General features: G+C 46.7%; 26 protein-coding genes. 6 read left to right on the top strand and 20 right to left on the bottom strand.

The window, feature by feature from the left end; translation table 11 throughout:
• Positions 1-86: 86 nt before the first annotated feature.
• The 7 genes from thiL to nrdR form a co-directional block, all read right to left on the bottom strand.
• Positions 87-1,037 carry a thiamine-phosphate kinase gene (gene thiL / locus AYW75_RS02570; RefSeq protein WP_067094901.1) on the bottom strand — a complete coding sequence of 317 codons (951 nt, stop codon included), beginning with the start codon at positions 1,035-1,037 and terminating at the stop codon, positions 87-89.
• Between the two features lie 66 nt (positions 1,038-1,103).
• Entirely contained in the window at positions 1,104-1,586 is a 483-nt protein-coding gene (gene nusB / locus AYW75_RS02565; RefSeq protein ID WP_067094898.1) for a transcription antitermination factor NusB, read from the bottom strand.
• A complete protein-coding gene (gene ribH, locus AYW75_RS02560; protein ID WP_067094894.1) occupies positions 1,586-2,065 on the bottom strand; it encodes a 6,7-dimethyl-8-ribityllumazine synthase in 480 nt (159 codons plus the stop codon). Before ribH ends, nusB begins: the two co-directional genes overlap by 1 nt.
• 16 nt (positions 2,066-2,081) lie before the next feature.
• Positions 2,082-3,221: a bifunctional 3,4-dihydroxy-2-butanone-4-phosphate synthase/GTP cyclohydrolase II gene (gene ribBA, locus AYW75_RS02555; RefSeq protein ID WP_067094891.1), complete on the bottom strand. Its 1,140-nt coding sequence runs from the start codon at positions 3,219-3,221 to the stop codon at positions 2,082-2,084.
• A gap of 34 nt (positions 3,222-3,255) precedes the next feature.
• Positions 3,256-3,924, bottom strand: a complete 669-nt coding sequence (locus tag AYW75_RS02550; protein ID WP_067094888.1) for a riboflavin synthase — start codon at positions 3,922-3,924, stop codon at positions 3,256-3,258.
• Positions 3,924-5,066 carry a bifunctional diaminohydroxyphosphoribosylaminopyrimidine deaminase/5-amino-6-(5-phosphoribosylamino)uracil reductase RibD gene (gene ribD / locus AYW75_RS02545; protein ID WP_067094885.1) on the bottom strand — a complete coding sequence of 381 codons (1,143 nt, stop codon included), beginning with the start codon at positions 5,064-5,066 and terminating at the stop codon, positions 3,924-3,926. Before ribD ends, AYW75_RS02550 begins: the two co-directional genes overlap by 1 nt.
• Complete coding sequence (nrdR, locus tag AYW75_RS02540) at positions 5,067-5,543, bottom strand: transcriptional regulator NrdR (protein WP_067030298.1); 477 nt, start codon at positions 5,541-5,543, stop codon at positions 5,067-5,069. It abuts the gene before it with no gap.
• A 160-nt stretch (positions 5,544-5,703) separates the two neighbouring features.
• Between nrdR and AYW75_RS02535 the strand changes: the two genes are divergently transcribed.
• Together AYW75_RS02535 and ettA are read left to right on the top strand one after the other, a co-directional pair.
• Positions 5,704-6,609, top strand: coding sequence for a DMT family transporter (locus AYW75_RS02535; protein ID WP_067094882.1), 906 nt, complete (start codon positions 5,704-5,706; stop codon positions 6,607-6,609).
• A gap of 120 nt (positions 6,610-6,729) precedes the next feature.
• Positions 6,730-8,391: an energy-dependent translational throttle protein EttA gene (gene ettA / locus AYW75_RS02530; RefSeq protein ID WP_067094879.1), complete on the top strand. Its 1,662-nt coding sequence runs from the start codon at positions 6,730-6,732 to the stop codon at positions 8,389-8,391.
• Positions 8,392-8,475: 84 nt separating this feature from the next.
• Here the strand turns inward: ettA and AYW75_RS02525 are convergent, their stop codons facing one another.
• Positions 8,476-10,089 (bottom strand): methyl-accepting chemotaxis protein, encoded by a 1,614-nt coding sequence (locus tag AYW75_RS02525; RefSeq protein ID WP_067094876.1) that lies wholly within the window; start codon positions 10,087-10,089, stop codon positions 8,476-8,478.
• 208 nt (positions 10,090-10,297) lie between these two features.
• Between AYW75_RS02525 and AYW75_RS02520 the strand changes: the two genes are divergently transcribed.
• Entirely contained in the window at positions 10,298-11,524 is a 1,227-nt protein-coding gene (locus tag AYW75_RS02520; protein ID WP_067094873.1) for a DUF2868 domain-containing protein, read from the top strand.
• Between the two features lie 3 nt (positions 11,525-11,527).
• Positions 11,528-12,895, top strand: a complete 1,368-nt coding sequence (locus AYW75_RS02515) for a DUF3482 domain-containing protein (RefSeq protein WP_067094870.1) — start codon at positions 11,528-11,530, stop codon at positions 12,893-12,895.
• Here AYW75_RS02515 and AYW75_RS02510 read toward each other — a convergent pair.
• The 3 genes from AYW75_RS02510 to AYW75_RS02500 all read right to left on the bottom strand — a co-directional run bounded on the left by AYW75_RS02510 (position 12,892) and on the right by AYW75_RS02500 (position 15,649).
• Positions 12,892-13,611: a 1-acylglycerol-3-phosphate O-acyltransferase gene (locus AYW75_RS02510; RefSeq protein ID WP_067094868.1), complete on the bottom strand. Its 720-nt coding sequence runs from the start codon at positions 13,609-13,611 to the stop codon at positions 12,892-12,894. The genes AYW75_RS02515 and AYW75_RS02510 overlap by 4 nt on opposite strands.
• Before the next feature lie 74 nt (positions 13,612-13,685).
• A complete protein-coding gene (rlmF, locus tag AYW75_RS02505; RefSeq protein WP_067094865.1) occupies positions 13,686-14,636 on the bottom strand; it encodes a 23S rRNA (adenine(1618)-N(6))-methyltransferase RlmF in 951 nt (316 codons plus the stop codon).
• Between the two features lie 77 nt (positions 14,637-14,713).
• Positions 14,714-15,649, bottom strand: a complete 936-nt coding sequence (locus tag AYW75_RS02500; RefSeq protein ID WP_067094863.1) for a LysR family transcriptional regulator — start codon at positions 15,647-15,649, stop codon at positions 14,714-14,716.
• Positions 15,650-15,759: 110 nt separating this feature from the next.
• Between AYW75_RS02500 and AYW75_RS02495 the strand changes: the two genes are divergently transcribed.
• Positions 15,760-16,737 (top strand): DMT family transporter, encoded by a 978-nt coding sequence (locus tag AYW75_RS02495; protein ID WP_067094860.1) that lies wholly within the window; start codon positions 15,760-15,762, stop codon positions 16,735-16,737.
• 63 nt (positions 16,738-16,800) lie between these two features.
• Positions 16,801-17,217: a CBS domain-containing protein gene (locus AYW75_RS02490; protein ID WP_067030261.1), complete on the top strand. Its 417-nt coding sequence runs from the start codon at positions 16,801-16,803 to the stop codon at positions 17,215-17,217.
• A 6-nt stretch (positions 17,218-17,223) separates the two neighbouring features.
• Here the strand turns inward: AYW75_RS02490 and AYW75_RS02485 are convergent, their stop codons facing one another.
• The 9 genes from AYW75_RS02485 to AYW75_RS02445 all read right to left on the bottom strand — a co-directional run bounded on the left by AYW75_RS02485 (position 17,224) and on the right by AYW75_RS02445 (position 23,983).
• Positions 17,224-17,586 (bottom strand): DUF6164 family protein, encoded by a 363-nt coding sequence (locus AYW75_RS02485; protein WP_067030257.1) that lies wholly within the window; start codon positions 17,584-17,586, stop codon positions 17,224-17,226.
• Between the two features lie 61 nt (positions 17,587-17,647).
• Positions 17,648-18,187, bottom strand: coding sequence for a DUF3833 domain-containing protein (locus tag AYW75_RS02480; RefSeq protein ID WP_067094857.1), 540 nt, complete (start codon positions 18,185-18,187; stop codon positions 17,648-17,650).
• Between the two features lie 16 nt (positions 18,188-18,203).
• Positions 18,204-18,911: a hypothetical protein gene (locus AYW75_RS02475; protein WP_067094854.1), complete on the bottom strand. Its 708-nt coding sequence runs from the start codon at positions 18,909-18,911 to the stop codon at positions 18,204-18,206.
• Positions 18,904-19,428: a DUF2878 domain-containing protein gene (locus AYW75_RS02470; protein WP_067094850.1), complete on the bottom strand. Its 525-nt coding sequence runs from the start codon at positions 19,426-19,428 to the stop codon at positions 18,904-18,906. Before AYW75_RS02470 ends, AYW75_RS02475 begins: the two co-directional genes overlap by 8 nt.
• Before the next feature lie 26 nt (positions 19,429-19,454).
• Positions 19,455-20,717: an SAM-dependent methyltransferase gene (locus AYW75_RS02465; protein ID WP_067094847.1), complete on the bottom strand. Its 1,263-nt coding sequence runs from the start codon at positions 20,715-20,717 to the stop codon at positions 19,455-19,457.
• 10 nt (positions 20,718-20,727) lie between these two features.
• Complete coding sequence (locus AYW75_RS02460; RefSeq protein ID WP_067094846.1) at positions 20,728-21,507, bottom strand: DUF1365 domain-containing protein; 780 nt, start codon at positions 21,505-21,507, stop codon at positions 20,728-20,730.
• Positions 21,507-22,760 carry an NAD(P)/FAD-dependent oxidoreductase gene (locus tag AYW75_RS02455; protein ID WP_067094843.1) on the bottom strand — a complete coding sequence of 418 codons (1,254 nt, stop codon included), beginning with the start codon at positions 22,758-22,760 and terminating at the stop codon, positions 21,507-21,509. The genes AYW75_RS02460 and AYW75_RS02455 overlap by 1 nt, the downstream gene beginning before the upstream one ends.
• A gap of 10 nt (positions 22,761-22,770) precedes the next feature.
• Positions 22,771-23,532: an SDR family NAD(P)-dependent oxidoreductase gene (locus tag AYW75_RS02450; protein ID WP_067094839.1), complete on the bottom strand. Its 762-nt coding sequence runs from the start codon at positions 23,530-23,532 to the stop codon at positions 22,771-22,773.
• A 1-nt stretch (position 23,533) separates the two neighbouring features.
• Positions 23,534-23,983 carry a nuclear transport factor 2 family protein gene (locus AYW75_RS02445; RefSeq protein ID WP_067094835.1) on the bottom strand — a complete coding sequence of 150 codons (450 nt, stop codon included), beginning with the start codon at positions 23,981-23,983 and terminating at the stop codon, positions 23,534-23,536.
• Positions 23,984-23,989: the final 6 nt, after the last annotated feature.

Below are 23,989 nucleotides of genomic sequence, written 5' to 3'. Positions count from 1 at the left end.
CAACAGCCAAATGCTAAAAATCGTATGGGGTTACGCCAAACTGTATCTGGCACAGGGTACTTTCAGCCACGAAGACTCTCTAGGTATTAAAAATGTTGCCAGCCAGACGTTTCACCTTCAAAGCCTTCAACATCAAAACCTGATTCGGTTATTTCACCAATACGTGTGCAAGGTAAATGCAAGGTCTGCATTATTAATTGAACTTCATCACGCGCACTTTGCGGTGCAGTAAAACACAGCTCGTAGTCATCGCCGCCCGTTAAAGCCAATACACGAGCGTTTTCAGGCTGCCATGCTAATAGCACATCGGATATCGGCAACGCATTGATATTAATTCGAGCCCCTACTCCCGATGCTCGCGTAATATGCTGCAGATCTTGTCCGATACCATCAGAAACATCCAGCATACTATGCACAACTCGCTTGAGTGCCATACCAGCAATTAAGCGAGGAACCGGGCGCCAATAATGCTCATAGAAATGATCAAAACGGTCAGCATTCACATGTAACTCACCCGTCATAATAGGTACTGCAGCAGCTGCATCACCCAAGGTTCCAGTGACGTATATGTCATCGCCCACCTGAGCCTGACTTCGACGCGGCGTTAAGTCTTGCTCTACATAGCCATGCACTTGCAAGGTAATCGTTAATGGCCCTTTGGTCGTATCTCCGCCAACTAATAACAAGCCGATCGGCTCCGCTAATTCCGCCATACCTTCCGCAAACCCAGCCAACCATTGAGGATCAGATTCTGGCAAGGTTAAACCAAGCGTAAAAAAGGCAGGTTTAGCGCCCATCGCCGCCAGGTCACTGACGCACGTGGCAACAGCGCGATAACCAATATCGACAGGGTCAGCATCAAAGGGAAAATGACGTCCTTCAACTAAAGTGTCCATAGAAAAGACGAGGCTCTGACCTTCCGGCACCTGCACCTGAGCACAGTCATCACCTATCCCCAATAGGATATCGTGACGCCCTTCCGTATTGGCCATCATTGAGGACTGAAAGATCGAGCGAATTAACTCAAACTCTTGCATAGCATTTCCTAGGCTATATAAAAGAAAAGCCATCAAAGGATGGCTTTTCTCGATACAGTAATTGGCTTACTTGTTTGCGTTACGGCGTGCTGCGATTTCTTCGAAGCGCACTCGTTGTGCCAGTTTGTCCAAAATACCGTTTACGTACTTATGACTTTCGCTCGCACCGAACGATTTAGCCAATTCAACCCCTTCGTTGATGGCAACGCGGTAGGGCACATCTAAGCGCTCAGACAGCTCATAAGTGCCAATTCGCAAGGTCGCCAATTCGATGGCATCCAATTCAGAAAGAGAACGATCTAAGAACGGCTCAAATAGCTCATCCAATGCTTTGGCTTTGGACGATACGCCGTAGACCAACTCACGAAAGTACGTTTTATCGCACGTAGACATTTCATGATCCACAGCGAACTGAGCTTCAATCTCGTTCACAGAAGACTGGTTCATTTGCCACTGATAAAGCGCCTGTAAAGCAAAAGAACGAGACGCGCTACGCATTTGTGAGCGAGAAGGTTTTTTAGGCTTTTTAGCCTGTTCTTGATCACTCATTATTTCTCTTCCAAATTACGTAATACAGCAACGGTTTCTAGAGCAGACAAGGCAGCTTCACCGCCTTTGTTGCCGGCTTTTGTACCAGCACGCTCAATCGCTTGTTCAATTGTATCAACCGTCAACACACCAAACGATACAGGAATACCGAATTGCAGTGCCAATTGGCCTAAACCTTTCACACATTCACCCGCAACGTATTCGAAATGAGGTGTGCCGCCGCGAATCACGGCTCCCAATGCGACGATAGCATCGTATTGATTTTGTTCTGCGACTTTCTTCACAACAACAGGAATTTCAAACGCACCAGGTGCGTAAATCACTGTGATATCTTCTTTCTTGATACCGTGGCGAACTAGGGTATCGATGGCGCCTTCTTTTAAGCTTTCAACGATGAAGCTGTTAAAACGGCCAACGACAAGAGCAAACTTTGCTCCAGGTGCTGCGAAATGACCTTCGTAAGTCTTAATATCGCTCATTTTTTGCCTCTAAACTTTAAACTAGATCGGCACTAACAGGCGTGCCCTTGTATGGAATAAATTCCACGGCTTCTAAATCAAATCCTGTGACAGAGAATTTTCGTGGTGAACTAAGTAAGCGCATTTTGCCCACACCTAGATCACGTAGAATTTGAGACCCCGTCCCAACGGTCAAGTACGTACCTGAGCCGCTTTTATCCGAACCTTTGCCCGCAGGCGGGTTCAGTGTCGCCGCAAAACTCTCCGCTAAATCACTCGGGCGATCTAACGTATCGACTAATACCACGACACCTGAGCCTTCTTTGGCTACATATTCTAACGCCCCTGACATTGACCATTTTTGCTCAGTTTCATCAGAGATGATCCCAGCAATATCACGGGCAGGATCACGTACATGCACACGTACCACAGTCGGTGTGTCAGGAGAGATATCACCTTTCACAAAAGCCATATGGCTTAGGCCCTGTACCGTGTCACGGTAGGTGATCAGATTAAACTCGCCCACTTCCGTCTTGATCGTTTGTTCAGCTTCACGCTGGACAGTCGCTTCGTTCAGTGTGCGGTAATGGATCAGGTCGGCAATTGTACCAATTTTTATGCCATGTTTCTCGGCAAACTTTTCTAAATCTGGACGACGTGCCATGGTGCCATCATCATTGATCACTTCAATAATCACTGACGCGGCTTCATAGCCTGCCATACGCGCTAAATCACAACCTGCTTCCGTGTGACCCGCTCGCGATAATACGCCACCAGGCTTCGCCATTAACGGGAAAACGTGCCCAGGTTGAACAATATCTGTAGGCTTCGCATTGGCGGCAACCGCACGTTTCACTGTCAAGGCACGATCCGCTGCGGAAATCCCTGTTGTTACACCTTCAGCCGCTTCAATTGACAACGTGAAATTGGTACTAAACGCCGCACCATTTTGATTTACCATCAACGGTAAGTTCAGCTGCGCACAACGCTCTGGCATTAACGTTAGGCAAATTAAACCGCGGGCATTCATTGCCATAAAGTTGATAATTTCCGGGGTAATACATTCTGCCGGAACAATCAGATCACCTTCATTCTCACGATCTTCGTCGTCCATCAAGATGATCATTTTGCCTTGACGCATGTCTGCCAAGATTTCTTCAATGGTATTAAGTGCCATGCTACTTCACCTTTAAATTCGATTTAGAGCGTCCTTATCGACGCCCCATAAACCCATGTTCGGCCAAAAACGCCTCGCTCAGCATCGATTCTTGGCTGGGCGCAGGTGCGGATTGTGGTGCAATCAATCGTTCTAAATAGCGTGCGATTTGATCCACCTCCACGTTAACCTTTGTTCCAACAGTATAAGCCGACATAATTGTTCCATCCGCGGTATGAGGCACAATACTGAGCTCAAACTCATCTGCCTCGCGCGCTGTCACAGTTAGACTGATACCGTCCACACAAATTGACCCTTTAAGGGCAATATAGCGCATTAATTCAGGCATTACTTTGACACGATAACGGATACTGCGTGCATCAGGCCAAATTGCACAAATTTCCCCAATCGTATCCACATGACCACTCACCAAATGACCACCTAAACGCGATATCGGCTGCAGTGCTTTTTCTAAGTTTACTGTTTGACCAACCTGCCAATGCCCTAATGTAGTATGGGCCAACGTTTCTGAGGATACGTCCGCCCAATAGCTGGCACCTTCCAAACGCGTCACCGTTAAGCACACGCCATTCGTTGCAATGCTATCGCCTAGCTTCACATCACTCATGTCTAATGACTCGGCGTGAATCTTGAGTGTTAAATCACCACCTTTTCGCTGCAACTGAGCGACTCGCCCAAACCCTTCAATGATGCCTGTAAACATTACGCGTCTTCACCCTCTTCACGGTATTGAGGCTGGTACACCAACTTGATGTCTTGACCAATTTTCGCCATGTCTAACAAGTGTAGTTCAACAGCATCCGACATGCTTTCTAACGGCAAACTGACCAAAGGACGAGCCTCTGAGCCCAGTAACTTTGGCGCCATGTAAATAACAAGTTCGTCGACTAGCCCAGCATCTAAAAATGCACCAGCTAAGACTGCACCAGTTTCAACCAGTACTTCATTGATTCCGTCATCGGCTAGTTGTCCCATCGCTTCAACAAGGTCTAAACGTCCATCGTCTGCAAGCGGTAAAAAGCGTACATCGACTTTTTTCTTTTGTAACGTTTTCAGATGATCCGACTCGAGTTCTTCTTCATCACAGAACACCAACACTTCGTTGGTTGGATAGAGAATCTTCGATTCCGGCGGAATCGACAGTGCGGTATCTAAAATAACGCGAAGTGGTTGACGTACTGTTTTGGCATCGGCCTCTTGGTCGTTAGGGTCAATGCGTACCGTCATGCTTGGGTTATCCACAATCACCGAGCCAATACCCGTGACAATCGCAGAGCTTTGAGCGCGCAAACGTTGCACGTCTTGGCGCGCCGCAGGGCCCGTGATCCATTGACTTTCGCCGGATTCCATCGCCGTACGGCCATCAACACTCATGGCCAATTTCACCCGAACAAACGGCAAGCCCTCTTCCATGCGTTTGATAAAACCAGGATTCAAGCCACGACACTCGGTTTCCATAACGGGTCCAATGACTTCGATACCGGCTTGTTCAAGCAATTTCAGTCCATTACCAGCGACTTCAGGGTTAGGATCCTGCATGCCATACACAACAGACGTCACGCCCGCTTTAATTAACGCTTCGGCGCAAGGCGGTGTACGACCGTGATGACTGCATGGTTCTAATGTGACATACGCTGTGGCACCCGATGCAGATTCCGTCAGGTTCGCCAACGCTTGAACTTCGGCATGGCCCTCTCCAGTTTTCAGATGAAAGCCTTCACCGATCACTTGATTATTTTTAACAATGACGCATCCGACTCGAGGATTTGGGTGGGTCGTGTATAACCCTTTACGCGCCAATTGCACAGCACGAGCCATATACGTTTGATGATTTTGCTGTGCCATTTATTTCTCCTCAGAGGGGGTGGTCGCGCTATTTTCTAAGCGCTCAATTTCTTCACGGAATTCACTGATATCTTTAAAACTTCGATAAACAGAAGCAAAACGCACATACGCTACTTGATCAAGGCGCTTTAACTCTTCCATTACCGCTTCACCAATAATGCGAGACGGTAATTCGCGTTCGCCTGTGGCTTGTAGCTTCTCTTTGATTCGGGTGATCGCAGTTTCGATCGCTTCAACACTGACAGGGCGTTTCTCAATGGCTTTAACAATACCGGAGCGTAACTTATCTTCATCAAACGACTCACGGCTGCCATCACTTTTGATCAACCTCGGCATTTGAAGTTCAGCCACTTCAAAGGTGGTAAAACGCTCTTGGCAGTGGCCACAAGTACGACGACGGCGGACTTGCGCACCCTCAGAGACTAATCGAGAGTCTAGAACTTTGGTATCTTGAGTACCACAAAAAGGACAACGCATACTGGTTCCAATGATTGGGAAAATTTCGTACGATGGATGCCAGTTTTAAATGGCTGATAGTGATGATAAATAATACCAATCCCGACACTTATTGGCTACTCATCGACCTGTTTAACTGACTTAGCCCACTCGCTTAATATTTTCAAAACGGAGCCTTTGAATGCCTTTTGCAGAGTTATCCGGTCTCGTTGCTGCACTCTGCTGGACCATCTCCAGTTTGATGGCCCCCCGCTTAATCGAGAGCATGGGCACATTTCGATTTAATACCTGTCGCATCACCCTTGCCGCCATACTATTGTGCTTGATCAGTCTGTGGCGCTTTGTTTCTTGGGACACATTGGGGGACTACCTACCACTCCTTATTTTATCCGGCGTCATTGGTATCTTCATTGGCGATAACTGCTTGTTTAGCGCCGTTAACAGAATTGGGCCGAGACGTGCAGGCATCCTCTTCGCCATGAACGCACCTTTCTCTATTTTGCTGGCGTGGCTTTTCTTAGATGAGACATTATCTATTGTCGAATTGCTCTGTTGTGGTGTCGTATTAATTGGCGTCATGATTGCCATTTTATTTGGCAAACGCGGCCAGACACACGAGTGGGAAAGCACCAAGGGCTCACTTGGCTTAGCTGTCGGCATCGCCCTAATCGCGGCCTTGTGTCAGGCAAGCGGCGCATTACTCGCCAAACCGGCACTGTTAGCTGGCGTTGACCCTGTGGTGGCATCTGCCGCTCGTGTCAGCGCAAGCGCCCTATGTCTGTTAGTCGCCTATCGTTTGTACTTTTCCAAACGAATGCCTCAAGGCAACACTCCTTTGCAACAATTCCCTCTTAATCTTTGGCTACGCTTAGCGGTGGTGGCAACCATCGGCATGGTCATTGGTATGAGTGTTTTAGTATGGGGCGTCGCAAATGCCGACGTTGGCTTAGTAACAACGCTATCGGCGACCGTTCCTGTCTTAATATTGCCAGGATTATGGCTGACGACCAAACAACGCCCCGCGCCGGGTGCGTGGTTAGGTGCTTTGTTAGTTGTATTTGGCGCGATGGGAATTATTCTGCATTAAGCGTTGTTGTGCTATGCTTAGCTCCAATTTTACACCACCTTCTCGGGTGTTATGGCCCCGATCGAAGCGTTCGTAAAGCGTTCTCTTTTTCACTTAACAACTTAGGACAGACATAACCTTATGGCACAGTTTGTATACAGCATGAACCGCGTTGGCAAAGTCGTACCGCCAAAACGCGAGATTCTAAAAGACATCTCTCTGTCTTTTTTCCCTGGCGCAAAAATCGGTGTACTTGGCTTAAACGGCTCAGGTAAATCGACACTGCTTCGCATCATGGCCGGCGTTGACCAAGAATACATTGGTGAAGCACGCCCTATGCCAGGTTTGAAAGTCGGCTACTTGCCTCAAGAGCCTGAGCTAGATGAGACAAAAGACGTTCGTGGTATCGTGGAAGAGTCTGTTGCAGACGTAAAAGATGCCTTGGTTCGCCTTGATGAAGTATACGCTGCCTACGCTGATCCAGATGCCGATTTTGATGCACTGGCGGCGGAGCAAGCCGAACTTGAAAACCTGATCACAGCAAAAGACGGCCACAACCTTGAGCGCGCTTTAGAAGTGGCGGCCGATGCATTACGTCTTCCACCATGGGAGTCAAGCGTAGCGCATCTATCCGGTGGTGAACGTCGCCGTGTAGCACTGTGTCGTCTACTACTCGACAAGCCGGACATGATCCTGCTTGACGAACCGACTAACCACTTGGATGCCGAATCGGTAGCGTGGCTAGAACGTTTCCTTAAAGATTACCCAGGTACTGTTGTGGCCATTACCCACGACCGTTACTTCCTTGATAACGCCGCAGGCTGGATCCTTGAGCTTGACCGTGGCCATGGTATTCCATACGAAGGCAACTACTCTTCTTGGCTGGATCAAAAGAACGCGCGTCTTGAGATGGAAGCGAAGCAGCAAGCGTCGCACAACAAAGCCATCAAGTCTGAGCTTGAGTGGGTACGCCAAAATGCGAAAGGTCGTCAGTCTAAGTCCAAAGCACGTCTAGCGCGTTTCGAAGAAATGAACTCGAAAGAATTCCAAGAACGTAACGAAACCAACGAATTGTACATTCCACCAGGGCCTCGCCTTGGTAACAAAGTAATCGAGATCGAAAACGTCTCGAAAGGCTTTGATGGTCGCATGTTGATCGAAGACCTAAACATGACACTACCACCCGGCGCGATCGTCGGGGTTATCGGTGGTAACGGTGCGGGTAAATCAACACTGTTCAAAATGATCTCAGGTGCGGAACAACCGGATTCTGGTAGCGTGACCTTGGGTGATACAGTACAGCTGGCATACGTTGACCAAATGCGTGAACTAAATGGTGATAATACTGTGTTTGAAGAGATTTCAGACGGTCAGGACATCATTACCGTTCACAACTGGAAAGTGCCATCACGCGCTTACATCGGCCGCTTTAACTTCAAAGGCTCTGATCAACAGAAGCTTGTGAAACACTTGTCTGGTGGTGAGCGTAACCGTCTGCACCTAGCCAAACTTCTGAAAGAAGGCGGCAACGTCTTGCTATTGGACGAACCGACCAACGACTTGGACATTGAAACACTGCGCGCTCTAGAGGAAGCCCTATTGGCATTCCCAGGTGCAGCGATTGTGATTTCCCATGACCGTTGGTTCCTTGACCGTGTGGCAACGCACATTTTGGCGTACGAAGGCGACTCGAAAGCCGTATTCTTCGAAGGTAACTACCAAGAATACGAAGCCGACTACAAAGCACGTACCGGTAAAGACGCTACCCCAACACGTATCAAATACAAACGTATCGACGCGTAATCTTCAGGATTATTCGCTTAGACACCAAAAAGCCGCTTCCATCGAAGCGGCTTTTTTTGTACTAGGCAATTGTTTCGATCAGATCTAGACTTTAAAGCTACCTACTTGGCGATCCAGTTCTTTGAACAAATCACTGATCTGTTTCGATTGAGATTGTACTAAGTCAGAAACCGCCTGCACTTCATCTGTCTGTGTTTGCATCTCAGATAAGTTCTCATTAATTTCCCCAGAGACCTTGGACTGCTCTTGTGTGGCTTGCGCTGTTTGCGCCGCCATCTCTTGAACTTTACCAAACGACTCTTCAAGGGAACCAAAGATTCGAATCACTTCGTCGAAATTTGACACAGTAATATCTGCATTCGTACGGCTGTTTTGGATCGCACGCGATGAATCCTGCACGTTGACTTTCAACTGATCAATCATGGATTCAATTTCATTGGTGCTGTCTTGAGTACGAGTTGCCAGTGTACGTACCTCATCGGCAACCACAGCGAATCCTCGACCTTGCTCACCTGCACGCGCCGCCTCAATCGCTGCATTCAATGCCAACAAGTTGGTTTGCTCTGCGATATTGCGAATGACTTCAAGCACCGATGCAATGGCTTCCGAGCTTTTCTCAAGTTCCGTTGCACGTGAAAGGGCTTGCTCAATATCACCGACCAAACTGTCGATCGCCGACTGGGAGTTATTTACCGCTTTAATCCCTTGATTCGTCAACTCACTGGAATTCTGTGCTTCACTGGCTGTATCGTGTGCTACACCTGCCATTTGTTGGTTTGACATACTCATTTCATGAGCAGCACTGACAATAGAGTTAGACGCGTTGACAAGCGTAGTGGTTACGCTAGCGGTCCGATCTGAGGCGTGATTAAGATCCGAGGTCATGCCGCCAAGTGAATGCGCCTGCTCACGAATACTGCTAATGATGCCACGTAGTTGCTCAACAAAGGCATCAAATTCCTGCGCCAAATCACCTAATTCGTCTTTTGCTGTCGAGTTAATACGCTGTGTTAAATCACCATCACCTTCGGAAATTTCTTTGATACGAGCCGCTAAGTTCGACACGCGATAATGTAAACGTTTTGGCACAACATAACCAAAGCCCGCAGCAATCAGTAGCGCGATAATAATAAAAATCATCTCTATAAATTTAAGGCTGTCAATTTTTTCTTCGGCTTGTAATTGGGCCTCTTGTGCTCGGTTATCAACCGCTTCACCCGCCACATCTAACACATCACGAATCGCTGAAAAACTCGCATCCGCTGTTGCCATCGCGGTACTGAAGTCTTGACCAGACTGTGCCTGATTGAGCAATGTTGCTTCATCCGCTTTCCACTTTTTAAACAGAGCATCAAAATTGGAAAACTGTTTAACAAGCTGAGGTTCGCTGGCGAGCGCTTTACGGTAGGCTTGGAAGCGATCCGCTACCTGTTGCGCGTTGTCTTTGAAATCCGCCAAGTTATCGGCGGCACTGCCTTGACCATTGATTAGATTTTTACGTGCCACTAACGCTTGATAAATATCGCGGTCAGCATTTAACACTAAACTGCTTGCAGCAAAGTAAGCTTCAGCCTGCTTTTCCATATGATTTTTACCTATATCAATGATTGACATAGATGAGAAAAACACGGCTATCAGTATAATGGCCAGCAACGCTATCGGCGCGGTCACTTTGGTACGAATGGAGTTTAAACGCATAACGGATCCAACCTTATCTATTCACTTGAATAGCTTGATAGTAATGTAGCGCCAATTAAAGGCGCAATTCTCTTTAACAATTGCATACAGTTTACGCTTTATAAGTAACAATTCGCCAAACCGTTACACACATTGTTAGACTCCGCTGATACACATCACTAACAAAAAAGAGCCAAGTCGTGAATGCACTTGTTTGGGATATCTGTTAATGACACTGAAAAAAAGAGAACAACAGGCAATTTTGCAGAGCCTAAAGCAAAATACCTCGGCTAAGATAACAAGTACTTCTCTCTTAGAAAGCTACACTAAAGTCGTAAGTCTCGCCAATTCTTTGCAAATTGCGCTCATAGCGTTGTTTGGTTTACTCGGCGCTATGGCCGCCCCGATTGCCTTTAATAGCAACGATCAGCAACAACTTAATATTTTTTGGTTGTTACTCATACTGCTAGGGACACATTTCCTCAGCCTGTTTATTTGGCTAATCGGTTGTTTAAAAAGAACTACCGTTTCCGCGAACCACCATTGGTTCAATGTTTTATTAAGTAAACTGGGGCGGACAATGCGTCTCCCCAAAGAGGTCATTGAGGTATTTTTAACGCTGCGCTTTGGCTCCTCTGCTGGAACGTGGGGCGTCGCTCGCTTGCTGCATTGTTGCTGGACAAGCTACCTATTGGGCGGCTTACTCAGTGCTGTATTGTTCCTGATGACCCATCAAGTACATTTTATCTGGGAAACTACATTGCTGACGCAACAGGATTTTCATAGTCTAACTCAAAGCATTAGCACGCTCCCCAGTTGGCTTGGCTTCCCTGCACCAAGTGCCGCCGATATCGCTTTCAGCCAAGTAGGCATTGACCAACAACCAGAGGATACGCGAAAAACTTGGGCCATTTGGATACTGGCCTGCGTGTTTATTTATGGCGTTTTACTTCGCCTCATGTTGGCTGTTCTTAGTCACATCCTATACCACCAAAAACGCACCGCAGTATGGCATTCATACACTTCGAACAAGCCACTCACGGCTCAAGTAAGCAGCCAAATTGTCGACCCAGCGCCTACAAATCAGTCTGACTCACAAATAGCGCCACCTCGACCGCTGGAGTCCGCCGAACAGCGCTCAACGTCGCTCGATCAGATTTGTTATTTGTTTGAATGGAGTAAGAGTATTCCCACTGATGCATTAAACGGATGTAATGCCGCTTCGCTTAACAATGCAGAACAACAACAGGCATACCTCCAGCATCCAATCGATCATCGTGCCATTATTATTGATGCAGACATCAGCCCTGACCGCGGCAGTTTACGTTTTTTACGTCAGGCCAATGCGACAACTGAATCGTTTTACTTACATGGCAATGCATTCGTTCAAGCGTGGAGCCAAGCACTGCAAGAACGAGAGATCACGCCACATAAGATCATTCATTTAAAGGATTAACCGATGCCTATTTCATTGCTTATCGTGGGGCACGCGAATACTGGTAAAACCTCGTTGATCCGAACCATGATTCGCGATCATGGTTTTGGTGATATCCAAAACTATTCCGGTACCACACGCCATGTGGAGAAAATTGCGCTGACACTGAATCAGAAGCCAGTTTTGGATCTGATCGATACACCAGGGTTTGAGGATTCCATTGGTCTTTGGATGACTCGTTCAGATCCCAGTTATCAGTCACTTACTTCCGATCAATGGTTAACAAACGTTACGCAAGACGCCGCCTTACAAGCAGACTTTGATCAAGAGTTTAAAATACTAAAGCAATTGAAACAGTGTGACATCATTCTTTATGTGATTGATCTACGCCAAGCGCCTTTAGGTAAGTATCTTGATGAACTGTCCATTCTGGCGTGTGCCAACAAGCCCATTGTACCGATATTGAATTTCTGTGACGCCGAACACAACCATGAGCAGGCTTGGCGCCAATGCTTGGCAGAGCGACAACTTCATGCCCATGTACGTTACGATACCGTGGCGTTTTACTTGGCCGATGAGCGTAAGCTCTATCAAACCCTGCAAAGCTTAGCGCCCGATCATTACGACACATTACAAGCGCTAATGAAGCAACGTGAGCAGGACGCAGAACAACGTCTACAATCCGCACAAGATGCGCTCGCTAGAATGCTGGTTCACTGTGCGACTTCGCAATACGTTTGCCAAGCCCATACACCCACAAATGAAGAAACCCAACAGTTTGAAAATAGTATTCGACAACAAGAGCAAGCGTTCATCGCCCACTGCTTAGCACTTTACGATTTTCGTGACCAAGATGTCGCATTGGATGATTTAGCGTTGCAAGAAGGCCAATGGCAACAAGATCTTTTTGATGCCGACACACTAAAAAGCTGGGGCATCAATACAGGCACAAGTGCCGCGACAGGAGCGGCCATTGGCGCAGGTATTGATATTCTGAGTGCAGGGCTCACCTTAGGAACAGCGACCACTCTTGGTGCTTTGTTGGGTGCAGGGCTACAAACAGGACGTTCATTTAAATCCACACTGGTGAACAAGTTGCGCAAGCGCTCCGTGCTCGCTCTTACGCCAAATAGTTTGATGGCATTAATGTGGCGTGGCTGTCAGCTTATTTCACATTTGCACCATCGTGGCCATGCAGCACAGCAAGCTTACCGTGGCGAAGCTGAAACAATGATTAATACAAAAGAAGTCGCGCGCCTAGAAAAGCTGTTTCGTCGCTTGCTTCAAAGAACCGAATGGCACAAGCAGCAATCTCTCCCAAACCACCCCCTGATCACTGAACTACAGCAAGAGATAGAACACGCTATCCCGAACGATGCAAAGGCGGATTAAAGCAGCGCTAACTCATCATCGAGCTCTTGTTGCTTTGCTTGCATAAGAGCTTCACAACGACTGACTAATTGAGGAATGTCCTGCTCTGTCAGGCCATCTGTATAAATCGGATCCATGACCTCTACTTTGGCATGGCCGTTATCAAAGCGATTGAATTTGACCTTATTGTGGGTGGAACTGCAAACAACGGGGATGATCGGAACGCCCGCTTGTATCGCAGCATAAAAGGCACCACGTTTAAAAGGTAGCCAGCCACGACCACGACTGCGTGTTCCTTCCGGGAACATCCAAATAGACAAGCCAGTGTCGCCCATTTGCTCAACGATTTGATCAATCGTCGCGATGGCTTTGTGACGATCATTGCGCTGAATGAGGAAGTTACCCGTCGCCCAATACAACCAACCAAAAAATGGCAGCCATTTAAGCGAACTCTTACCGACAGTGACCGTACTATGCGGCACCACATGAGAAAACGTAAACAAATCAAAGTTATTCTGATGATTCGCAATATAAACGCCTTGTTTCACATCCAGGGTTTTGTATGAAACATGCTTCTGAACACACAATCCAAACAGTCGAGCAACTGGTGCAAACGCTTTGGCGATGAAATACACACGGTCTTTTGAACGCCCTAAAAATAGACACATGATTAAACCACCTGCGGTGACCAGCAGGATTAAAAAAAACAAAACCACTAACCGGACTAATGCGATCATAAGTACACCTTTTTATCGCGCCAACCTTTTTATTTTAGTTCATAGACTGTACGTCTAACGAAACAATGAGACGATTATTTGCGCCAGCGTGTGTCACGCCAAAAATCCACTTGCGCGGGCTCCAAAAAGCTCCACGCAACAAATCGACTGATCTTCTGTCCTTGCGCCATTTCTATGGTTTTCACTTGTACCGCACCAGCTGACTCTAAGGCACGATAGATTGCGGGCAGATTTTCTTTACGAGCGACCAGGCTGGTGAACCAGAAACAACGATCTTTATAAGACACGCTCTCCTTGATCATGCGAGTGATAAAGCCGGCTTCGCCACCTTCGCACCATAATTCAGGTCCATGTCCACCAAAATTCAGCGTACTTTTATTCGACTCGCCTTTTAAACCACGCCACTTGCGCTTATTCTCAGACGCCATCGCACTTTCACTGCTGTGAAACGGCGGGTTGCATAATGTCACATCAAACAGATCTTCTGTTTGCCAAATGCCATCAAAAATCTTCTGCGCATCGATCTGCTGACGTAAAACAATGCGCTTTTTAAGGCAAGGGTTTGCAGTGACAACCGCTTGTGCGGCACTAATAGCAATCGGATTTACATCTGTACCAACAAACTGCCAGCCGTATTCTTGTGAGCCAACAATCGGATACACGCAATTAGCCCCAGCACCGACATCTAATGCCCGCACATTGCGTCCACGCGGTATTTGGCCTTCATTGCTGTCCGCTAACAAATCAGCGAGGTAATGAATGTAGTCAGCACGACCAGGGATGGGTGGGCACAAGTACCCTTCAGGAATATCCCAAAACAGAACCCCGTAAAAATGATTCAGTAATGCTCTATTTAGCGCTTTTACCGCATTCGGGTCGGCAAAGTTAATCGTCTGACTGTCGTATTGGTTTAGCTGAATATAAGGCGCAAGCTCAGGGCACGAATCAGCCAGCAACGAGAAGTTGTAGCGTGCGCGGTGAGGGTTACGAGGATGTAGCTTTAGCTTATGCTCTTTTTTCGACATGCGTTATGTTGGCCAATTTGTGTATACATTGCGTTAAAGAATCTATTTTAAAGGCTTTTCGCACGAACTAACAAATACTACTGCGCAGCAGGGTACGGAATCATGTCTTGAACAACGCCTGCACACAGATTTCGAAGCCAAACCCCACCAGGATCTTGGCTTTGCTCTGAGGGCCATGATAAATAATAATTTACTGGAGCAAACTCATAAGGCAATGGCTTAATCATCAAACCAAACTGATCCTGAAAGCGCAATGCGAGTAACTGGCTAGTGCTAAACAATAGCTCAGTTTTACCAACCGCTTCTAAAGCCGACATAAAATACGGCGTGCGCAATGTATAACAACGCTCTTTTGCTCGCTCACCTAGCGCCGATTCGCTGTAGACTTGGGTACTGCCACCTAAAGTGACAAGAACGTGATTATACGACAAAAACTCGTCCAAGCTGATCTGCTCTTGATCTGCTAAAGGGTGATGATTAGACATAATACAGCCGAACTTTTCCTGCCCTAAAACGTGCTTATCGAAGCGTGATGGCAGCTGCACATACTCACTGCACAATACCGCATCGACGGTCTGGTTTTCAGTTCGCAATAAACTGTTTTCGGTTACCAAGCTGGTTTCAAGCGACGCATTCGGCGCCAGCTGATAAAACCGCTCCGCGATGGTAGGCATGTAAGCCTGGGCTTGATAATGGGACGTCTGCAAACGAAACACACGCTCCGACTTACGCGGATCAAACTCACGTTCATTGTTTAAGCCATTCATTTGTTCGAGTATTTGACGTAATGGCATTTCTAGCGCCAGCGCTTTCGTCGTCGGCAACATGCCCTTATTGGTTCGTATGAACAAAGGGTCGTCGAATGCTTCACGCAAACGACTCAACGTACGGCTCATGGCAGGCTGACTTAGATACAGTTTGGTAGCCACTCGCCCTACATTTCGCTCTTCAAGTAAGTACAACAGAGCGCTCAGCGTTTTGATATCTAAGTGCATCATCGCGGATGACAGCATAGCATTTTCCATAAAACGAATAATGATTAAAAGTATTATGCATTGGATAAAAGTCCAAAACTAGCCCACTCTTTAATCCTTATTGTTTTGCTTCACAGAAGGATCAGGTCATGCCACTCACCAGCCGCCAGCAGTTTTTATACGGGCTCTTCTTTTGTAGCCTCTGCGTGCTGTTTTGGAGCACATTGCCTATTGCTTTAAAACTTTCTGGTGACTTCTCTGACCCCGTGACGCTTACGTGGCTGCGTTTCTCTGTGGCAGCTTTAGTCTTACTCGCGTGGCAAATTCAGCAAGGCAAGCTCAAAGAGTTCCTCACTCTATCCCGTAAAGACTGGGTAACACTGCTCGCCGCAGGCAGTTTATTGATCATCAACTACAGTAGCTTTGCATGGAGTTTGGACTACCTGCATCCAGGTACCGCTCAGCTTAGTTTCCAAGTAGCGCCGCTATTTTTGGCATTAGGTGGTTTGGTTTTCTTTAAAGAAAAAGTGCGTTTGCAACAATGGGCTTGTTTCGCTGTGTTAGCAGTCGGTATGCTGACCTTCTTTCACCCTGTTTTAGAAGGTAAGGCCGTTGGCGACCCTAATACCATTTTGACTGGCTTCTTAATCGTTATGATGTCGGCCATGGCATGGTGCCTATATGCATTATTGCAAAAAGCTTTGTTCAGCAAGCTGTCGCCCACAAACATTTTATTAGGCATCTATGTCTACGCTATGTTGGTGATGCTGCCCTTTAGTCAGCCATCCGAATTACTTTCTATGAACCAGTTCGAATTCTGGGTTGCAGCATTTTGTTGTTTGAATACTTTAGTGGCTTACGGCTCTTTGGCCAAAGCTATGGGCTATTGGCAAACGGTACAAGTCAGTGCCGCCATTGCCCTAACCCCTGTGATTGCGTTCATTATCACGGAGGCATGTGTGCAGATTGGATTATGGCAAGGTGTGATCAAATCCGCTCACGCCGATACACTAAGTTTGTTTGGTATGGTGTTAGTTGTAGGGGCGGCCATTAGCGTGCAATTTATCACGGCCGCACTGAACAAGCGTCAGGCTAAACTCGAACCACTAGAAACCTCGGCCGCCTAGCTCGCAAAACAAAAATCCCCCACTACACTGAAGGTATAGTCATTGTTAATTGGGGGATCGCTTATGAAATTCGATGCTTTATGTGTACGTGACGTCATGTCTCGTGACACGTTTCATGTTTATTCAAACACCCGCATTGACGACTGCGCCGAACAACTGGCACGTCATAAGCTTAGCGGTGCACCGGTCACTGATCGCTATGATCACGTTATTGGTTTTGTGTCAGAACAAGATCTGCTCGAACCGCTCAGCCAAGCGGTCTATTACTGCCATAGCCTTGCGGATGTGGAAAGCGTGATGCACGAACAAGTCTTGTCCGTTTCACCTAGTATGCAAGTCATGCAAGTTGCCAAACTGATGATGGAAGACAAACCGAAAATTTTCCCAGTCGTGGAAGACGGTCGTCTCATCGGCGTGATCACTCGTCGGATTGTGATGCAGACTCTGCTTAAAGCTCAAAAGACCTGTATCCCTGTTTGAAAAGGTTTAGCCTGCTAAATGTTTGCCGACATAAAAGGGAATCAAGCTCAACGACAACACCAGCAGCAAAGCCACCAGCGTAAACAGGAACTCTACTGGGTTTTGTCGTGCATGCGTTAAAAAACCAGCGACCCAATCGCGCGCGGTAATCGGCACTGCCCGCGATGCGCGGTGGGATTGATCTTCGGCAATCAATTTTTTTGCCATTGTGGCTTGCTCTTTGTCGCGCACCCAAATACCCGCCATAGAGATTTGCCAACGGCCAGCACTGGTCTCGTAGAATTCAATGTCATGCTCTTCAAGAAGCTCACGAACATCGTCCGCTTCTTGTTCAGGAACATTCTTTAAACGAAAAACCAACTGCGCCACAAGCTACCCTCAACTCAGATCATTAAAGCGCGAAGACTAGCAGATCGTAGTTTAAAAGTCGTTATTCCATTGCATGAGCACGCTGGCGGATACTTAGGGTTAATGACCCCACTTCAAAGCCAAACTTGGTCAATACCGATTCATTAATCAAATGATCAGGCGTCACTAAATACATACGGTCGTCTACATTCAGATCAATCGTATCGCCATCGTACGGCACTCGAAGAACGTATTTCATAAACAACGCATTACCTGAGGTAACCAACTTGCCCTCGCCAATCACATCGCCCGCTGTTGCGGTATAACTGCCATCGTTGTTGGGCACCAATGTCCAGATACGCTCTTGTTTTTCACCATCGTCAAAAACGAACCATTCTTCTAACGTACCGACACCGTCATCCCAACTGCCTTTTAAGTCGGCCGTAAAGTAACGCGTGACTTTGCCACCACGATCTTTCAACACCCCATGAGCAACTAAGTCACCTTGGAAAAATTCTTGCACATCGAACTCAGGTTCATTCGCTGCGTATTCCTCTACTGCGGTTGATGAACAACCACTCAATAAAACTAATGTAAACAGCGTGGCAAACAGTCGTAACATGGGATCTCCCTATAAATTATTCGGCGTTTGGGTATTGATAATGTATGTCTACGGTTTGATAACTGCCTGAGGCACTGGCGATGTTGCCGCGACCATTAAAGCGCAGTAAATTATGGCTATCTGGGTCGTAAGCCACGGTGATAGGATCCACGGCTAAAGATACCCACCATGACGTCGGCGCAATTTGAAAACACACAGCAGGCTCAGTGGTCCCCGCTAAGCAATCCACTTTACTAACGTCAAAGCCCACTGTCGTCAGCCGACTCGGCACAAGATAATCGATCGAACGCTTTTGCTTTAAATTTACCAGCTCGTTCCAATGCTTTTTAACATAGCGATCAAAGCCCGCATCCACCAATAAGTCATCGTTCACATCAAAACGCTTATCAAACACGACTGCATCGGACGTTTCACGGTATTCGACTTTGATTTTATCGCCTTGCTCGGTGACTTTTATCCATTCACCACGTAGTTCATTGGTTTGCTCAAACTCGGGCGCTTGTTCGTAATCACCATAGCTTAAAAGCTTCTGAGCAAACAATTCGCCTTGCGGATCGTAATACTTTACTTCGTGTTTATCGCCCTGCACATAACGATGCTTTTCAACGTACAATAGCTCGTTTGATTGCGCATCAAAGGCTTCGCCAATGACTGTTTTAGAGGCTTGTGCGATGACTTGCGTACTACACAACGTCAACGCAATGACTGCGTATTGTTTAAACATGATGCGTTCGTCCATTTCGTCGTATCGTTAATCGCGTTGCAAAAACGCCTACCTGCATTAACCAGAACCAGATAAACGCCATTAATGCCCATGTTGCAATACTAGAGCGTCCTAATGACACTTCTGCTAAATCTGCGCCCAGGAAGTAACTGAGTGGGGCAAAGACAGCAGCACCTATACTCAATAGCCAAGGACGTGTAAGTCCCCAACTTAAACAGTGAAAGAATAATGATCCCACCCCAGCCCAGAGACCAAGCAGCCAAGGTGGTGGTATAGGAAATGTCCAAATCGAGGATGGCATAACGAGCCATCCATCGAAGATCAACGCGCCGTCGATGAATACGCCTAAGACCACAAATAGCAGTATGACCCACCACTCTGATACGGACTCAACAAAGAAATAATGGTGAACAACCAGATACAACACAATGGCTGCCACAGACCAATTGTCACCCCCTAATATGCAGGCAAACCATAACAACTGGAAACTAGCGGCATTCAGCAGAGACTTCATCATGGTTTTGGCCTCCGTTGAATCATCAACTAACGGCGAGGGAAGCGATAGTTAGGCTTGGCAAAAACAAACTGCCCAGTACTGATCGCACGTTCGCGGAAACCACCTTCACAGTATGCGAAGTAGTAGTCCCACATTCGACAAAATACATCATCAAATCCTTGCTGCTTGACGCTGTCCATCGCCTTGTGAAAACGCTCACGCCAATCGGCCAAAGTATCGGCGTAGTGCTCGGTGATGTCTTCAATTGCAACAATTTGCATATCGGTTTTATGAGCAATTTTGTCGGCGATCACTGCATTTGAAGGCAGACAACCACCAGGAAAAATATAACGCTGAATAAAATCAACGGATTTACGCGCATAGTCATAACGTTGATCGGCAATCGTAATGGCCTGAATCGCCATAAGCCCATTGGGCTTAAGTAATGAACTGCACTTTTCAAAGTAGCTGTCATAGTATTCATGACCTACAGCTTCGATCATCTCAATAGACACTAATTTGTCGTATTGACCCGCCAGATCTCGGTAGTCTTCCAACAATAAAGTAATGCGATCTTGCAGGCCTAACTGCTTCACTTTCGCGTTAGCGTAGTCGTATTGCTCTTGTGAAATCGTCGTGGTCGTCACATGACAACCATAATGCTGAGCGGCGTGGATCGCCATGCCTCCCCAGCCAGTACCAATCTCGAGTAGGTGATCGTCTGGACCTAGGTCTAATTTCTGACAAATACGATCCAACTTATACACCGCCGCTTCTTCAAGAGAAGCCTCTTCCGACGGGTAAATGGCTGCTGAGTACATCATGGTTGGATCAAGAAAAAGCTTAAAGAAGTCGTTACCCAGATCATAGTGCGCTGATATATTCTTGCGCGAGCCTTCCTTGGTGTTGGCATTTAAACTGTGAAACGCTTTGGTGGCTAAACGTTTCCAAATTGGACTTTTAGCATCTGCTTCGTTAATGAGGTTCAAATTTGCGACCATTAATCGAATCACACCGGTTAGATCTTGCGTCCCCCAATAACCTTTCATATACGCTTCTGCCGCGCCGATACTGGTGTTGGTAAACACATCTCGGTAGACCTGTGGGTCATATACTGTAATGTGAGCATGGTACTCAGCTTCAGCGAGGTTTTGACCAAAAGTGTAGCTATCTTCACCGTCTTCTAGAACAAGGTGCCCTACTTCTAGACGTTCCAGTAATTTTAGAACGGCTTTTTTCGCTGCTTTCTCAACAAAGCCTTGGCGGCGCGTAGCCTTTTTTCGTAAACCGACGCTAACTGAGTTACCCATTGAAAACTCCTTAATCTGAAGAATGTCCCAAGGTGTGTTTTGGGTGGTCTTGTACAGGGACACGCTTTATAAACAGCTTGAGCGCTTGCCAATATATTCCCCATGCGACTTTCGCTGTCATCCATGGGTAACGATACAAATTAGCATTGAGACTGGCCTGATTAATAGGCTCTCGGCGCAAGGCTAAGGTGGCATCAAACACACAATTCTGTTCACCGTGCTGTTCTTTGTTTTGCATATGGATGGCCAGTTTCTTACCCGGAACATTACTACGCCAGTCGTAAAAATGATCCATCGGATGGAATGGCGACACATGCATTGATTTGTCTATATTAGTACGCTGAACAGCGCGTTTCGGATCACAAGAAATAACGTAAGCTACCTTTTCTTGCCAAGGTGTGTTCGTCACTTCAAGCATCATTGCCTGTAATTTCTCTTGCTCATCAAAGCAGTAATAAACAGAAATGGGATTAATTAGATAACCGAAATAACGTGCATTAGTAAGCAAACGCACGGGGCCATTGAGCGCCAACCCTAAACGACTGTTCACTTCCTCTAACACCGCTTGCTTAAGAGGCTTTTTGGCATCACCAAAGTAATCACTTCTAACAAAACGAGCTGGACGCCAACGCTTAGCCGACCACCAAGGGGTTAAAGAGAGCAATTGATCAACTTCATCTAGGTCAAAGTAAATCATGCTCACGGTATAAGTAAATGCATGCGTTTTAGGCGAGAAGCGTCGATGACGGACTTGCCCCGTATACAGTGCACTCGCCCAATGGTCAGACATTACCAGTTTACTCCTAAGGCTTGCGCGACCCGTACGCCACTCCAACAACCATCTTCATGAAAACCATTGCGCCAATACGCGCCACAGAACCATGTGTTACCGAAGTTGATGTCTTTCCAACGCTCTTGTGCTCGAATTCCCTCTAACGTAAACGTTGGATGAGCATATTGATAGCGACCTATGATACTCGTTGGGTCGATTGCATCCGTATGATTTAACGTCACGACGTACGTTTGGTCAGCACCTTCAATGTCTTGCAGGATATTCATGTTGTAACTCAAGGTCGCTGGTTTGCTTTGGTCTGATCCCAAATGATAGTTCCAGCTTGACCACGCCAACTTGGCCTTCGGCAATAACCGAGTATCCGTATGCAACACAACTTCGTTGTTGCGGTATGGAATCGCACCAAGAATGTCACGCTCGTTTTGCGATGCATCATCCCCTAATAACGCCAACGCTTGGTCACTATGACAAGCAAATACAACATGGTCGAATGTCTCTGCATTGCCGTCTGCAAAGTGCAAGGTAACGTTGCCCTGCGTACGCACTACTTTTTGAATATCACTGTTTAAACGAATTTTATTCTTAAACGTTTTCGTCAACGGCTCCAAATAGGCACTGGAACCCCCCTTAATTACATGCCATTGAGGACGATTACTGACGTTTAACAAGCCATGATTCTTAAAGAAACGTACAAAGAATAACAACGGAAACTGCATCATTTCCTGCAGCGTCGCCGACCAAATAGCACTGCCCATCGGAATCAAATAATGACTAGCGAATGTATCGCCGTAGCCTTGACGTTTTAAATAGTCGCCCAAGGTAATGCTGGCATCGATTCGACCTGATTCAAGATCTGCCACAGACTCTTTATTGAATCGCATAATGTCTTTGAGCATGGTCAGAAAAGACCAATTGATGAGGTTTTTACGTTGCGCAAACAGTGTATTTAGATTGTTACCGCCATATTCCAATCCAGTGCGTTCACAGCTCACACTGAAACTCATCTCAGTGGGTTTAGTTGCTACGCCCAATTCTTCCATCAGACGAATAAAGTTTGGATAGGTCCAATCGTTGTAAACAATAAATCCGGTATCAATATGGCGCTCAATACCATGATCATCGACCACCTTCGTGGCCGTGTGCCCGCCAATACGACTGTCACGCTCGAATACCGTAATATCATGTTCATTGCGTAACAAATAGGCGGCTGTTAAACCTGAAATACCGCTACCAATAATGGCAACCTTCATACCTTAATCCTTATTCGGAGCGCTCACGCGAATTGTACTTAAACCAAAGTTTAGGGAAGAGTCGAGCCATTGCCAGTACAGCGGATAGACGCTTGGGAAATGCGTATTCATAGACACGTTTAGCGATGGCTTTTTCAATACGTTGGGCCGCCTGTTCTGGCGGCATAATAAAGGGCATATCAAAGTCATTACGTTGGGTCAGCGGTGTGTCTATAAAGCCAGGCAAGATACAACTAACTGCCACATCGTCAGGCGCTAAATCCAAACGCAATGATTCGAGTAAGTAACGTACCGCGGCTTTACTTGCACCATAGGCTTCAGAACGAATAAACGGAGCCTGCACCGCCTGAGAACTCACCCCAACCAGATGGGCATTTGGTGTCGCTTTCAGTAGCGGCAAACACACTTGAATGGATCGTACCATGCCCATGTAGTTCACTTGATTGACACGCTCAAACAAATCCCAATCTGGCTCATCAATGTCTAAGTACTCACAAGTACCAGCATTTAGGATCGCCAAATCCAAATGCTGTGTTTTCGCTGCTAAGGCTTCTTTAACAGCCTCAACATCGGACGCTTTCGTCACATCAAACGCGATAAACGATAACTCATCAGGGTAGAGCCGCTCTAATTGCTTTAATGATCCTTCTCGACGCGCTGATACAATGACTTTATTGCCTGATAACAAGTAGTGTTTGGCAAGGGCCAGCCCAAGACCAGAGCTTGCTCCAGTAATCCAAATTGTTTTCTGCTGTTCGTCTTGCGCGCTCATATTATCCCTCCGTGGCTAGGCGCTGGCGTAAGCGTTTAACGGCCCAACCGACAACTGGCACATGTTCATAAATCATTTGCCCCATATCATAGACGTCTTCATGGTAGTAGATACGGTCGTCAAACTGTATCTGTGACATACCACGCACTACATGGGTTTCTTTTCCCAATTTGGGATGACAAAAATACATATTCCATTTGATATAGGCTTTATCTTGCCCAACAAGTTGATCAAGAAATTCAAATCGGCCGCTTTCTACGCTTTCACACGTTTCAGAAAGGTAAGCATGAAGTTCATCAAGTCCTTGCACTTGATGGATCGGATCACGGAATTTGATATTGCTCGCATACACGTCTCCAATAGCATCCAGTTTGGGATGTTTGACGTCTTTATAAAACACTTTAAAGCGTTCAATTAAAGCTTGTTTTGAGTTTGTGTCATTTGCTTGCATACATAT

This window comes from Marinomonas atlantica, from assembly GCF_001639725.1.
In the GTDB taxonomy this organism is placed as follows: Bacteria; Pseudomonadota; Gammaproteobacteria; order Pseudomonadales; family Marinomonadaceae; genus Marinomonas; species Marinomonas atlantica.
Note: the sequence above shows the minus strand (reverse complement) of the source record. Positions and strands in the feature narration are given on the sequence as shown.